Origin of the sequence: Chryseobacterium vaccae, assembly GCF_009602705.1 — a bacterium.
In the GTDB taxonomy this organism is placed as follows: Bacteria; Bacteroidota; Bacteroidia; order Flavobacteriales; family Weeksellaceae; genus Chryseobacterium; species Chryseobacterium vaccae.
Genome location: NZ_VSWH01000001.1, coordinates 1,120,110 through 1,134,204, shown reverse-complemented (window position 1 = coordinate 1,134,204; position 14,095 = coordinate 1,120,110). Strand labels below are relative to the sequence as shown.

Sequence of the window (14,095 nt, the reverse complement as noted above, 5' to 3'; positions counted from 1 at the left end):
ATAAAAGTACTGATGAATAAACCATTTTATCGTAGATCATAAAATTTTTTTAAATTTATTAAAGTAAAATCAAAAGGCAGTCCGTCATATCAGTATGGAGGTTGTCGAAGAAATAACAATGCCACAGAAGGATAAAGAAAGTATTATCTCACAGACCGTTTCAAAGTACGGAGGAAAGCTGATGTCTTATATTCGTCCTAAAGTGAAAAACACCGAAGATGCAGAAGATATTCTGCAGGAAGTGTGGTACCAGTTCAGCAGCATAACCAATCTGTCAGAGATTGTCAATGTCGGAGGATGGCTGTACAGGGTAACGGCCAATAAAATCACGGACCGTTACCGCAAAAAGAAAACAGAAAATCTGGAAGACTTTGTTTATGAAGATGAAGACGGAGAGTTTTCTATCAAAGATATTCTGCTGATGGATGACAGTGCCGGCCCCGAAATTAAAATGTTTCAGGACGAGATCTGGAAAAAGTTATTTGAGGCCCTTGACGAACTTCCCGAAAAACAAAGATTAGTCTACGTAGAAAATGAACTGAATGACAAAACGCTCCAGGAGATCGCTGATGAGCAGGGCGAAAATATCAAAACCATTATCAGCCGTAAAAATTATGCTGTAAAGCATTTAAGAAACAGGTTGAGAAGATTATACGAAGATTTAAAAAGTTAGTAAAAAAGAAATTATGAATCATAAACACAAAAAAGGCTGGATTTTTTTATTGTTATGTCCGCCGCTGATCCTATTGGCAGTTACCTGGATCGTTATGCTGCTTTGGAACTGCCTGCTTCCTGAAATTTTGGGTGTGAAATCCATTACATTCTGGCAGGCGATGGGAATTCTGATCCTAAGTAAAATTCTTTTCGGAGGATTTCATTTTGGAAAAGGAATGAGAGACTTTAAAGAAAGAAAAATGAGAGAGAAAATGGAAGGACTTTCTCCTGAAGAAAGAGAAAAATTCAAAGAAGTGTGGAGAAACAAATGTTCAGGAGGATTCTTTAACAGAAACAACGAATAATTTAAAAATTTTAAAGAAGTAGTAAAGTAAAATTAAAATTCATTCGTCTATATAAAAAACAAGAAGTAGTAAAATTTAAAATTTTGAAAAAATGAAAAATTCAGCATTAAAAGGAGCTCTTGGAGCATTAGCTGTTGTGGGCGTTGCATTAATCGCTAAAAAAGCAATACAAAGAAAAAGATTTATCAAAGGTATTTTTAATGAATACGGAATCAAGGAAAGATCACCTTTCGGACTGGCAGATAAGATCAGAGAAATGAATGATGAGCAGTACCAGGAACTGAAAGGGAAATTCAAAAAGGAATTTGCATCCAAATGCTGCAGAAAAGATCAGAACTGCGAAGCATAAAAAAGTAAAATACTAAATTGAAATTGTTTAATTCCGGCGCGGGAAGCTTCGCTTCCCGCGCCGGAATTTTTTTGTTACTAAAATGAATAGTTCTGAATTAATCTCAGAAACTGGATACTAATTACAAATCTACAAACCTAACAGGTACTGAAGACCTGTTAGGTTTTAATGGATCAAACCCCAACTATATTTCAATAAAATATCATGAAAAAAAACTTTGTCATCTAAGAAATCTGTTCGGGAATAAAAACTTAATCCTTATTTTTGCATAGCTCAATGAAAGATTACTACTATTTTCTCGGGATTTCTCAGGATGCTTCGGAAGAAGACATCAAAAAGGTTTATAGAAAACTTTCTTTAAAATACCATCCGGATAAAAACGAAAATGATGATTTCTTTGCAGGCCGTTTCCGTGAAATTCAGGAAGCTTATGAAACGTTGAGTGATCCGGCCAGAAGAAAAGCATATGATCAGAATTTAGAGAGCCATCAGAAAAGCTTCAGGTATAATATTCCGCCGGCTATCAAAACTTTTACGGCGAATAAAATTCATGCTAAAAAAGGTGAGGAGATTATTATCAGCTGGCAGACAAGCAATGCCGATGTGGTGAAAGTGTTGCCTTTCGGGCTGGAAAAGCCTTATGGTGAGAGAATATTTAAAATCACAGAATTTAAAGACGGAAAATTCCAGCTGCTGCTTCATGCTACCAACTCACTGCTTCATAAAACGGTGGTACAGGGAATTACCATTACAGAAGTCTTTGAAAATGATACTGAAAAATTCAAAAATACGGTAGAGGAAATGTTTAAACCTCAGCCCAGAACATTGGCGAACAGATATGGGCAGCCGAAAATTGTAATGCTGATCTGGGGAATTATTCTTTTAATAATTGCAGTTTATGTGCTTTTCAATAACTTAGTATAAATCAAGCCATCTTTTTTCTGCCGGGACATTTCTTACATCTTTTCCCTTTCTTGAATTTTTTACAGCAGGATTTCTTTTCACAGAACATATCTTCATTATTGAATGCATATACAGGAGATAAAGGCGGTACTTTAAATGGAACTATCATATTCATGGTACAAATATATTAATTTAGAATAAATATAATTAATAAAAATTCATAAATATTACAAAACCTGATTATCAACATGTTTATCATTGAAAGGACACTTCATTTTTCGGATAAAAATAACTTTTCCAGCGTTATGCATTCTCCAAAAATGATACTTAATTCCCTTGTTTTCTAATAAATGGTCATTAATAAAACTGATCAGCTAAAGATACATACTGATGAGGATTATTCTATAAATTCATACAGATCTTGTAAATTATAGAAGTGGATGTAATAATATGTTCTGCATATAGGATAATCCTTCTTTTGGGAAACTTAGTAAAAGATGTTTTTGAGTTTTGTTTATTAAAATTATATTAAATTGTTCATTTTAAAATTCATATTTTATTTTTATTGAAATATTGATAATTTCAGATTATTGTACAATCCTGTAAAAAATTGTAATTTTACGAATCTTTTTTACAACAAAATCTAATAAATAAAAATGAATACAGAACAGTTTGTGAACCGCCACATTTCCCTTAATGAAGCCGATAAACAGGCGATGTTGGAAAAATTGGGCGTTTCAAGTATTGAAGAGTTAATTTCTCAGACTATTCCTTCTTCTATCCGTTTAGAGAAAGATCTGGAGATCTCGGAACCGCTTTCAGAATACGAGATGCTGAACCATTCGAAAGAATTGGCATCTAAGAATACTGATTATACAAGCTACATTGGTTTTGGTTACCATAATACGCTTTTGCCGTCAGCCATTCAGAGAAATATCTTTGAAAACCCAAGCTGGTATACGGCTTATACTCCATACCAGGCAGAAATTGCACAGGGAAGACTTGAAGCTCTTCTTAACTTCCAGACTGTAGTATGTGACCTTACCGGATTTACACTGGCTAATGCTTCTCTTTTAGATGAGTCAACAGCTGCTGCTGAAGCAATGCATATGTTCTTTAACAACAGAACAAAAGATCAGAAAAAAGCAGAGGCTAATAAGTTCTTTATTTCAGAACTGGTGCTTCCTCAGACGGTTTCTGTGTTAAAGACGAAAGCAGAAGGATTAGGTATCGAAGTGGTGGTAGGAGACCACAAAACCCATGCATTTGATGCTTCTTATTATGGGGTTTTATTACAATATCCGGGTAAAAACGGTATCGTTTTAGATTATACGGAAGATATTGTAGAATATAAGAAACTAGATTTACAGGTAGTTGTGGCTTGTGATCCGATGGCTTTGGTTAAATTAAAATCACCGGCTTCTATGGGAGCAGACTGTGCAGTAGGAACTTCACAGAGATTTGGTATACCATTGGGATACGGAGGACCTCACGCGGCATTCTTCTCTTGTAAAGATGATTATAAAAGAGATATTCCGGGAAGAATAATTGGAGTTTCCCAGGATATGTACGGAAGACGTGCATTAAGAATGGCATTACAGACCAGAGAACAGCATATCAAAAGAGAAAGAGCAACTTCAAACATTTGTACAGCTCAGGTCCTTTTAGCGGTAATGGCCGGAATGTATGCGGTTTATCACGGTCCAAAAGGATTAAATTATATCGCTGATCAGATCCACTTTAAAGCTAATGCTTTGAAAAACGGTCTTAAAGCTCTAGGATATCATACGGTGGAAGAGCCAATCTTCGATACGGTGAAAATCCTTTTAAATGAAGATGAAAAAGGAAGATTGATGAGAATGATGCTTGATCACAGACTGAACTTAAACTACTTCACAGAAGGAGTGGTAAGTATCGCGATCAACGAAAGCACAACATTGGATAAATTGAATTATTTAATGGCTTCTTTCGCCCAGTTTAAAGATAAGCAGACTTTCAAACTAGAAATCAAAGAAGGATACAGCATTCCTGAGGAGAACTTAAGAAAAGACGAGATCCTTACAGAGCAGGTATTCAATAAATATCACACCGAGACAGAATTGATGCGTTACATCAAGCGTCTTGAGAGAAAAGACCTTTCGTTAACCCATTCTATGATCTCTCTTGGCTCTTGTACCATGAAACTGAATGCAGCTACAGAAATGCTTCCATTGTCATGGGATAACTGGGGTAGTGTTCACCCGTTTGTACCGGTAGATCAGGCTGGCGGTTACCAGGAAATGATTCGTGAATTAGAAAAAGACCTTGCAGAAATTACAGGTTTTGCAGGAACTTCTCTTCAGCCGAATTCCGGTGCTCAGGGAGAATATGCAGGATTAATGGTCATCAGAGAATACCATATTTCAAGAGGAGAAGGCCACAGAAATGTAGTGCTGATCCCTCAGTCTGCACACGGAACCAACCCTGCTTCTGCAGCAATGGCCGGAATGAAGATTGTTGTCGTAAAGAATCTTGAAAACGGAGAAATCGATTTCGAAGATCTTAAAGCTAAGACAGAACAGCATTCTGAGAATTTATCATGCGTAATGATTACGTATCCGTCTACTTACGGATTCTTTGACGCTAATATTAAAGAAATTACAAGCCTGATCCACGAACATGGCGGACAGGTATATATGGACGGAGCCAACATGAATGCTCAGGTTGGATTCACAAGTCCAGGAAACATCGGAGCAGATGTTTGCCACCTTAACTTGCACAAGACTTTTGCTATTCCTCACGGAGGCGGAGGCCCTGGAGTGGGTCCAATCTGTGTAGCTAAACACCTGGTTCCATTCCTTCCTTCCAATGCCAATATCAGAATAGGGGCTAAAGAAGCCATCGACGGCATTTCTGCAGCACCTTACGGTTCAGGATTAATCCTTAATATTTCTTATGCTTACATTAAAATGTTAGGAACTGATGGTCTGAAAAAAGCGACAGGACACGCTATTCTGAATGCAAATTACCTGAAAGAAGTTTTAGCAGAGCATTTCCCGATCTTATATTCAAACGAAAACGGAAGAGTGGCTCACGAATGTATCGTAGATTTCCGTCAGTTCAAATCTTTAGGAATTGAAGTAGCTGATGTAGCGAAGAGATTAATGGACTACGGATTCCATGCTCCTACCGTTTCATTCCCGGTTGCAGGAACATTGATGATTGAGCCTACAGAATCTGAAAGCAAATCAGAAATCGACCGTTTCGCTGAAGCATTAATCTCTATCAAAAAAGAGATCGATGAAATTGCTAACGGTGAAGCAGATCAGGCTAACAACGTACTGAAAAACGCTCCTCACACTGAACAGGTAGTTGTTTCAGACTCATGGGACAAACCATACAGCAGAGAAAAAGCAGCATATCCGCTGGAGTGGGTAAGAGACCACAAATTCTTTGCTTCCGTATCCAGAGTAGACGAAGCGTACGGAGACAGAAACTTAGTATGTACTTGTGAGCCGATTGAAGCTTATATGTAATCAGAATTTTTTCTAGATATAAAAAACTCCCTTTCAGTAATGAGAGGGAGTTTTTTGTTATTGTAAACGAAGCAATGTGTCTTCTGGTATAGAATTATGAATTATTGTCTATAATTCCAGCCAGGGCGGTCACCACTTCATGATGTTTTCCGTCCGGATATTTACCTGAATAGTTTTGGTTTAAGGCTGAAGAAGTATAGTTGTTGTTATCCTGAAGCTCTTTTGTTAAATTAAAAATATAGTTAAGCTCTTTAGCTTCCTCAACATATTTTCCGGATGGGAAAAGATTTTCATATTTCTCTACTAAATCATTAGCAGGAATAAATTCCTGAGTAGCTGTGATCATAATTTTACAGAAACCTGCTTCACTGTCAATAAGAGATTTGTAAGAATCTACAGCGGATTCCCAGATGTTGTCTTCACACACATCAGCATCAAATCCATATTCTAGCGCTTTGGAGTAATGATTGGTAGCACCCCAGTAATCGCTTTTAGAGAGGTAAATCATTGCGCCGATCTGGTTGTGATAGATTGCTTTGTTGTCAGGGAATTTTTCCAGTAAAGCTTTAGAAATATGTAAAGCTTCTTCATAATTTCCGGCTTGAATAGTATTCGAAAGTGTCCAGAAATCATTTTTTTCTTCTTCTGATGTAAAATTGATAGCCATGGTTTTAGTTTAAATTGTTTTAGTGTTAATTGTAAATATAATGTTGTTTAAATTCGGGTTTTTTCTATTTTATCATTTTCAATTTCGTTTAAGTAGTCGATATACTTTACATTATTCCACATGATTGCCAAATCAAGCGGAGTTTTTTTAGATGAATCCTTAGCATGAATATCGGCGCCTTTTTCAATTAAAAGAGTAATAATTTTTTTCATTGTATCATCAAAATAATCTTGATTTTCGACAAACCAGCCTGCAATGCCATGTAAAATAGTTCTGCCAAATTCACCTTTTTGATTTATTTTTCCACCGTTTTCGAGTATCAAATTAATTGCTGGAATTTTTTTGTTGGTAACTGCACTCCAAAATAAAGGCATTTTATCATATTTTTTATTCAGATCATAGCCTTTTTCAATGAAATATTTAATTGCTTCTGTTTGCCCGCTGCCACAGGCAATTTTAATTGGATAAGAATAACCGTTATTGATTTTTAAACTGAAATCAGCACCTTCTTTTTCTAAGGCAAACATCTTATTAATATCATCACAATTTTTGCAGAGAGCCATTATTTGCTCATCAAATGGGTTGTTGTTAGGGAACAATACTTCTTTATAATTTATAGTTCCTTTTACCTCCTGAATAAGTTCAGCAGGAATGTTACCTAAAGTCTCAGGAATAAATTCTTTTTCCGGAGAAAATGAAATGATTTCAAAGTATTTGTTTGAAACGATATCTCCTGCTAATGACTTCAGAAATTCGAAGGCTGCCTTTTCATGAGACTCCATTTTTTCTATATCCGGATTATTGTAATAATAACCGGGATGTCCCCGCCAGAAGATCATTACTGCAGTTGCCTTATCACAATTACGGTCTCTTAAGACTTTTTCCAATCCATCCAGCCCATTATCCCAGTTATAGTAAAATGCTTTTTTAAATAGTGTTTTCGTTTTTGCTATCGATGTGGCCATATTTTTTTCTTTCAGGTAATTCATTAACGTTGTGCATATATTTTTCCAACTTACTCAAATCATGACCTTCAAAACCATGACTAAATGGAATAGCGCGCTCTTTTTTCTAAATGTCTTAAAAAAAAAATAAAGAATAACTCTTCATGGTCAAAAAAACGGAAAGGTTTTCCCATTAGTTTTTTGGCGAACCTGATCCTGAGGGCTTAAGACTAATATGATATTCATTTTCATCATCTGTATAGTCTTTAAGCGCTTAAAAAAAGCTCATGGTTTTAATTTTTTTATTGGTGAGTTAGTTGCTATTGGTCATTGCTTTCCACAAATCAATCAAAAGCTTTTTAAAAATGGGTGGTTTGCTGTTGGCTTCTTCCTGTGAAGAACCTGATGTTGCCTGTGATGATCCCGGTTTTCTGAATATAACGTAATCTGAAATATTACCCGGATTGGGTACATCGAATTTAACAAGTAAATCAATGTAGTCATTCTTTTTTTCCATGACCGTCATTTTCCATAATGTACTCATGTAGTAATTGGTTTTTGAGTTTTAATAGGTTATTATGCCGCATTCGTATTTACGTAATGTGCGGGTCCCAAAAATAAACAAATATTTTTCTTTTAACCCCGAATTAAAATAAATATTTGTTTATATGGTTGAATAATACAGTAAAATATTTCTTTTTGTATGGATTGTATTTAATTTTTGTATCAGATGTTTCAGTTATTTATTTCCAACATTTACTTACCGTTCAATACAGTATTCACATACTCTGTCCATTCATATACAGGAATACTTCGATCTAAATAAAAATCAGGCTGCAATCCTTTTCCGTCAATCGTAAAATCCGGGATACGCATGCTTCTTGAAAGTGAGTATCCTAATTCAAATTCTTTGCATGGAGAAGGAACAAAATACATGTTGGAAACGTCTAAAACACCAAATGTTGTTGTTCCGAATAATTTCACCTTTTTACTTTGCTTGGCTGCCAGTAGAAATTGTTCGTCCGTACTTCCGTTTCTTTCATTAATGATGATCCCTACATTTTTAGGATAAGGATAAACAGTATCATATTTGGTAATGCTGACTACACCCTCATTGAGATTCACAAATTTTCCAGGCTCTTTTTCCAGTTTGTCGAAGGAAGCTTTGGCCCATTTTTTATTTTCTTCATCAAATCCGTATTCAGGTTTGTTGATGAAATCCATCATTCTCTGATTATTTAGTTTTGTGGAAAGGAATTCCACGCCTACCGTTCTGATTGGGTTGGTGTAAATCAATGGAAGAATCTTGCTGTAACTGCCGTCACTTCCCCCTGTCCCGTTGCGGATGTCGATGATAAGGTTTTCTGTGGATAGAATTTTATCTCTGTTCGCAGCAATCACGCTATCAATTTTCTTTTTCTCAGATGCCTGAAAAGACGGGATTCTGAAATACAATGTCTTTTCATTGAGCTTTTCCACATAAGGTTTATTGGCGCTTACCGATTTGAAATATTGGTCATATTTCGGATCATCCTTAACTTTCGGATAAACCCTTGAAAGGCTGAAATCCCCGATTTGTAAATGATTTTTTCCAATCATGGTTATCTCTTTGGATTCCACGGCAGAATGGTCGCGCATATAAAAAATAGAATTTGTTTTACCATTAGAAAAATCAAGTTTCAGTTTCACCTGTCCTTTTGTCCAGGTTTCTGCGCCGGATTCTATGATGAATCCTACATATTGATCTCCTTTCTTTTTAATCCCGATTTTATAAGGTTCGGTTTCCCAGATTCCTTCATAATCATCAGCTTTCTTTTGATCCAGATACTTTTTGAAATCCTGGGCTTCTATTGAGAATGTTTCCCAATTGGCAAACTGATTTTCCTGTTTTGGACTGTTATCAGCAGGTTTTGACGATGTCTGTTTATTGATATTCCTTATCGCAATATGGCCGGAGCGGAAAAAAGTCATCCATTCATATAAAGCAGGTCCGCACTCAGTGAATGTTTTAATTGATTTTACTTTTTCTGCCGTTCTTTTATTATGGTCTTCGTAGGCCTGCTTTCCTTTCTGTTTCAATGCATATTCAAAGCCGGCATCATTTTCTTCAAATGTTTTTTTTACCCACTCAAAGTTTTTTGTACAATCACAGGTCTGGGCGTATAGAGATGTTGTTGTTAATGTAAATAAAGAAGAAATGAATATAGCTTTTAAGTTGTTCATGATATAGTTTATAAAAAAGACATCCGGCAGGTTTGAAATATTACATCTTCAGCGGTAAGTATGGATAAGATGTAATAAAGTATAGAAGTCGAATCGGCCTAAATTTAGTCAATTTCTACTGAAAAACAATTTTACAAATCAGAGAATTAATCTGGGATGGAGGAATAAAAGAAATTAAAAGTTTAATTTCATTGGGCTGAACAATGTGAAATCTTTACTTCTTGGTACTTGATTCACAAAAAATCACCTCTCATGTATTGAAAGGTGATATGAATTGATTGTGTCCTGTTATTTTACCTTCTTCTATAGCTGTATGCTATAAAAATGGCAATTCCCATTGCGAGAAAGGTGATCATTGAAATAGTTTCAATGGAAGCTTCACTTCTGTTCATTTGTGAAGGAGCTGGCCTGTCACATGAAAAAAAGAATAATGCCGTCATCAGAAGGCATCCAAAGAGTAGTTTTTTTGTCATAAGTGTATTTGTTTGGTTATTAATAAATTATGAGCAAAAAATGTACCGGATTTTTTACAGTTTGTGAATTATGATAAAGGAATTGAATCCATTCTTGCTAAAGGAGCATTACTGCTGTATTTCTTTTAATAACTCCGGCATATCCTTAATACGGACTGTCTTAGATTTGCTTTGTGATTCCTGAGCGGCCAGTTGTTCTTCTTTCTCATCAAAACCGTGAATGTTGCGGAGAATCTCAGATTTCATCCCATAAACATGAGGATCTGACTGATTAAGCTGTAATGATTTATTAATCTCTTTAAGAGCCAGCTTATAATTTCTTTGTTTGTACAGATAGATATGAGCTTTGGTAAAAGGGAGTCTGTAATCCTTAAGCTGCGATTCTTCAGCCTTATTAAGTATCTTTAAAATTTCTTCCGGTCTTGCTGTAGCGGTTTCAAAATCATTCTTATAATGCCAGATAGCCAGAGCTAAAAGCAAACGCGGTTCTTCAGGATATTTTTCCAAAGACTCCTTAATGTAACTTCCGATTTCTTTTGCATTGTAACTTATCCCATGGGTAGGGCCAAGAATGTCAATTAAATTATTAAATTCTTTCTCCTGATTTTTGAAGCCGTCAGTCCGATAAATCCGGTTCAGTAAAAAATAATGTTTGGAAACATTATATCGGTTAATAATATAACCTAAGCTGTTTTTGGGGAAATAATTTAAAGCAATTTCAGTAAGGCGGCGGGCTTTTTCGTAATTCTTTTTTTGAAAATAGAAATTGGCCAGATCATTAATTTTATCAAAGATATAGAGACCGTCCTCATTTTTCTTTTTATAAAGATCATAACTTTGCAGGATTAATTTTTTATAATAATTTTCGAGTCGTAGATCTTCATGTAGATAGGTCAGTAAATTGATTTTCTCATATTGATAGTAATCAAAAATCTCCCCGTTAGACTGAACACTTTCAATATTGCAAACAAACTCGATAGGAGAGATCATATCAATATATTTTAAAGCTTCACGTAAGTTTTCTTGTCTGCTGTCTTCAGTCAGGTTATAATAATAAGCTGCGAGGGAAATACAGATTTTTCTTTTCTTTTCGTCATTATTTGGGCTGGAAGCTGCTTGGCTGACATCATTAAATGCGGTAAGATAGTCGCTCAAAGCATTTTTATTATCACCTGTGAGATAATACAGATTTCCCCGTAATACCGTAAAGTCAATTATATTAGTATTCCTTCCATATTCGTTAACTTCTGCTTTGTGATCAATTAATCGGTTAATATCTGCCAGGATTTTTTCATAGGTCCAGTTTTCGAAAATCTGGTTAAACTGAAAATTGGGTGTAGAAGAATAAGTTTGTTTTCCTCCTTTAGTGTAAATATCAAATTGAGGATTAAAACTGATGTTCAGCCGTTTCCAGATTAGTTCATCATTATTGGGATCCGTTTTCAGTTGTTGGGTGAATCTTTCAAAATCTGCCTGTCTCATGGTGAAGGTATATCCCGGTTGGGCAGATAATAATGTTGAAATGAACAGAGAAAATATAGCGATCAGCTTTTTCATTCAGTTTAATTGAATAGGTTATTACGTATTGGATTACGATTTTTCCTAAAGTTAAATGGGAATGTGTATTTCACTGATTTATTTAAAAGATAGAACTAACTTTTCCCTTCATCCCAATAATAGCTATCCGGATATACCCTTGCTCCAAAAACAGCAGTTCCCACCCGTACAATTGTAGAACCTTCTTCAATGGCGGTCTCCAGATCTCCGCTCATACCCATAGAGAGCTCTTTCATTTCCACGTTTGGAATATTCTCATGAATGATTTCCTGCTGCAGGTTTTTAAGGATTTTAAAACAACTTCTTACTTTCTCTGTCTCCGCACTGAACAAACCGATGGTCATCAGCCCTTTGATTTTTAAAGTACTGAATTCTGCAACTTTTCTGGTCAGTTCCAAAGCTTTGTCAGGATGAACTCCAAATTTGCTTTCCTCTTGAGAAGTATTCACCTGGATCAGAACCTCAATATTTTTTCCTTCAGATAAAAGTCTTTGATGAAGTTTCTCAGCCAGATCCAGGCGGTCGAGAGACTGAACACAAACTATATCATACTTCAGAATATCTTTAATTTTATTGGTCTGAAGATGTCCGATAAAATGATTTTCATGGAGAATATCTTTAAGTTCTTCGTACTTTTCTTTCAGTTCCTGTACTTTGTTTTCGGCAATTAAAGTTTCATCATTCTCCAAAGCAATTTTAATGCGGTCAGCAGAAACCGTTTTTGTTGCCAGAAGCAACCTCACTTCTTTAGGATCTCTGCCTGCTTTTTCACACGCTTTTTTTATCCTGTCATTGATGATACTGATGTTGTGGAGGATGTCTTCTTTCATGACTGTGAGATTTTCTGGCTTTCCAGTTTTTTGATCAGAGAAGATTTTACAGAGGTTAGTGCATAATCTTTAGCTTCTGCAAAAGAAATTTCATATTTCCGCTCAATATTCTGGAATTCTTCAGGGAATTTAGACAGAAGATCATCATAAAAAGTATCCAGAAACTCTGCAGATGGCATTGTATAATTGATTTTTAGCTGAAAACGTCGTAACAAAGCCGTATCAATGATTTCTGGATGATTGGTTGCGCATAGCAGAAGAGCATTTTCAGGGTAATAATCAATCAATTGGATCAATGTATTGACCAGTCTTCTCATTTCGCCTACATCTTTGTCATCGCTTCCCCGGGCTTTTCCTATCTGATCCAGTTCATCCAGAAAAAGAACCGATCGTTCCCTGGCTGCTTTGTCGAATATCATTTTAATATTCTGGGAAGTTTCCCCGATGCGGGACGAAACAATATTGCTGAGATTCAGGATGATGATGTTTTTACCCAAAGCATTGGCTATTGCTTTAGCGGTCATTGTTTTTCCACATCCGGAATTGCCCTGAAGAAGAATTTTGTTATTCACGGGAAGGCCGTATTCCTGAAGTTCTTTCACATATGTATGTTCTTTGATAAGCTGTACGAGCTGTTCCCGGTTATGAGCATCAAGAAATACATCATGAAGGCCTACCTGTTCTTTGTCCTGAATAATAAGGTTATACAGATTCATGTTGATTTGAAAAATGATTCTTACTACAGACAAAGATAAGGCTTTATTGAATGAAGTACAGGTCCTGAAAGAGAATAAAAGGGTAGTCCAGAGGAGAGATAAAAGAGGTCTGATTGATTGACTTTGGAAACAGGTTAAAAAATTTCCACTGTCTGGGTATGGCTGAAGTTTAGGACTGAAGAAGAACCGTCTGATCTATGCGGGTTTGGAAATTTTCGGGGTCAATCTTATTTTTTAGTGGAGGATTCCAGTCTTGAACTTTGGATACTTTTTTCAAGAAAAAACAATAATTTTCAACTTTCAGCTGAACCTGATTCTATTTATTCTCAAATTCCATGTACCGCTCGGTATTTCCAACGTTTAAAAATAATTTCAAGATATAAGAAAAGCCGTGCAAAAGCACGGCTAAACTATTGGGATATATAAAAATTTGTTATGAAGTTCAGTTTGAAGTTATGTTTTTGGGCCCTTTTACTCCAAGTGAGTAAAAGAGCGGATCTGATATAATCAGATTAAAAACATAAACAATACAATTAATATAGTTGTTCTATAGGCTCTCAGCTTTAATAGAACTTAGTTTCTTTCTTCTCTCTTTACAGTTGCGAAATAAGAAGAAAAAACTACTAAACATGTTGCGATGCCAATGTAAGTTACCATTTTGTTTTATTTTTAATTATTTGACTTTTTTTTATCAATTTTACAATTGCAATATTACAACTTTCAAATCACGTGCCAAAGCAAATAATCATGATGTATATCAGTGTGTTATATTCAAATATTCTTAATTTTTAATGAATTTTTATTTACATTAAATTAATGTATTATTGAAAATTTATTAATATCTTTATTAGCTTATCCGTAAGTTTTTGTAAAAATGGTAACACTTTAAGTGCTTCTAT

13 protein-coding genes are annotated in these 14,095 nt (G+C 35.3%); 5 read left to right on the top strand and 8 right to left on the bottom strand.

All coding sequences use genetic code 11. The annotated features are described in order from the left end of the window. The first annotated feature begins 94 nt into the window (after window positions 1-94). The 5 genes from FW768_RS05180 (at window position 95) to gcvP (ending at window position 5,786) form a co-directional block, all read left to right on the top strand. Window positions 95-673 (top strand): RNA polymerase sigma factor, encoded by a 579-nt coding sequence (locus FW768_RS05180; protein WP_153393308.1) that lies wholly within the window; start codon window positions 95-97, stop codon window positions 671-673. Between the two features lie 13 nt (window positions 674-686). After that, complete coding sequence (locus tag FW768_RS05175; protein WP_153393306.1) at window positions 687-1,019, top strand: hypothetical protein; 333 nt, start codon at window positions 687-689, stop codon at window positions 1,017-1,019. Window positions 1,020-1,110: 91 nt separating this feature from the next. Next, the gene (locus FW768_RS05170; RefSeq protein ID WP_153393303.1) at window positions 1,111-1,368 is read left to right on the top strand and encodes a hypothetical protein; all 258 of its coding nucleotides are present in this window, start codon (window positions 1,111-1,113) and stop codon (window positions 1,366-1,368) included. A gap of 276 nt (window positions 1,369-1,644) precedes the next feature. Further along, window positions 1,645-2,292 (top strand): J domain-containing protein, encoded by a 648-nt coding sequence (locus FW768_RS05165; protein WP_153393300.1) that lies wholly within the window; start codon window positions 1,645-1,647, stop codon window positions 2,290-2,292. A gap of 635 nt (window positions 2,293-2,927) precedes the next feature. Continuing rightward, window positions 2,928-5,786, top strand: a complete 2,859-nt coding sequence (gcvP, locus tag FW768_RS05160; RefSeq protein WP_153393297.1) for an aminomethyl-transferring glycine dehydrogenase — start codon at window positions 2,928-2,930, stop codon at window positions 5,784-5,786. A 94-nt stretch (window positions 5,787-5,880) separates the two neighbouring features. Here the strand turns inward: gcvP and FW768_RS05155 are convergent, their stop codons facing one another. From FW768_RS05155 to FW768_RS05120, 8 genes are all read right to left on the bottom strand, one after another. Beyond that, a complete protein-coding gene (locus tag FW768_RS05155) occupies window positions 5,881-6,453 on the bottom strand; it encodes a hypothetical protein (protein ID WP_153393294.1) in 573 nt (190 codons plus the stop codon). A 47-nt stretch (window positions 6,454-6,500) separates the two neighbouring features. After that, the gene (locus FW768_RS05150) at window positions 6,501-7,442 is read right to left on the bottom strand and encodes a DUF4274 domain-containing protein (protein ID WP_153393291.1); all 942 of its coding nucleotides are present in this window, start codon (window positions 7,440-7,442) and stop codon (window positions 6,501-6,503) included. 268 nt (window positions 7,443-7,710) lie between these two features. Beyond that, window positions 7,711-7,941: a hypothetical protein gene (locus tag FW768_RS05145; RefSeq protein WP_153393288.1), complete on the bottom strand. Its 231-nt coding sequence runs from the start codon at window positions 7,939-7,941 to the stop codon at window positions 7,711-7,713. Between the two features lie 212 nt (window positions 7,942-8,153). Continuing rightward, window positions 8,154-9,620: a S41 family peptidase gene (locus FW768_RS05140; RefSeq protein WP_153393285.1), complete on the bottom strand. Its 1,467-nt coding sequence runs from the start codon at window positions 9,618-9,620 to the stop codon at window positions 8,154-8,156. 293 nt (window positions 9,621-9,913) lie between these two features. Beyond that, the gene (locus FW768_RS05135; RefSeq protein ID WP_153393282.1) at window positions 9,914-10,093 is read right to left on the bottom strand and encodes a hypothetical protein; all 180 of its coding nucleotides are present in this window, start codon (window positions 10,091-10,093) and stop codon (window positions 9,914-9,916) included. A 108-nt stretch (window positions 10,094-10,201) separates the two neighbouring features. Next, window positions 10,202-11,650: a tetratricopeptide repeat protein gene (locus FW768_RS05130; RefSeq protein WP_153393279.1), complete on the bottom strand. Its 1,449-nt coding sequence runs from the start codon at window positions 11,648-11,650 to the stop codon at window positions 10,202-10,204. A gap of 95 nt (window positions 11,651-11,745) precedes the next feature. After that, window positions 11,746-12,480, bottom strand: a complete 735-nt coding sequence (locus FW768_RS05125; RefSeq protein ID WP_153393276.1) for a YggS family pyridoxal phosphate-dependent enzyme — start codon at window positions 12,478-12,480, stop codon at window positions 11,746-11,748. Further along, on the bottom strand, window positions 12,477-13,196 hold the full coding sequence (locus FW768_RS05120; RefSeq protein ID WP_153393273.1) for an AAA family ATPase: 720 nt from the start codon (window positions 13,194-13,196) through the stop codon (window positions 12,477-12,479). The genes FW768_RS05125 and FW768_RS05120 overlap by 4 nt, the downstream gene beginning before the upstream one ends. Window positions 13,197-14,095 lie beyond the last annotated feature (899 nt).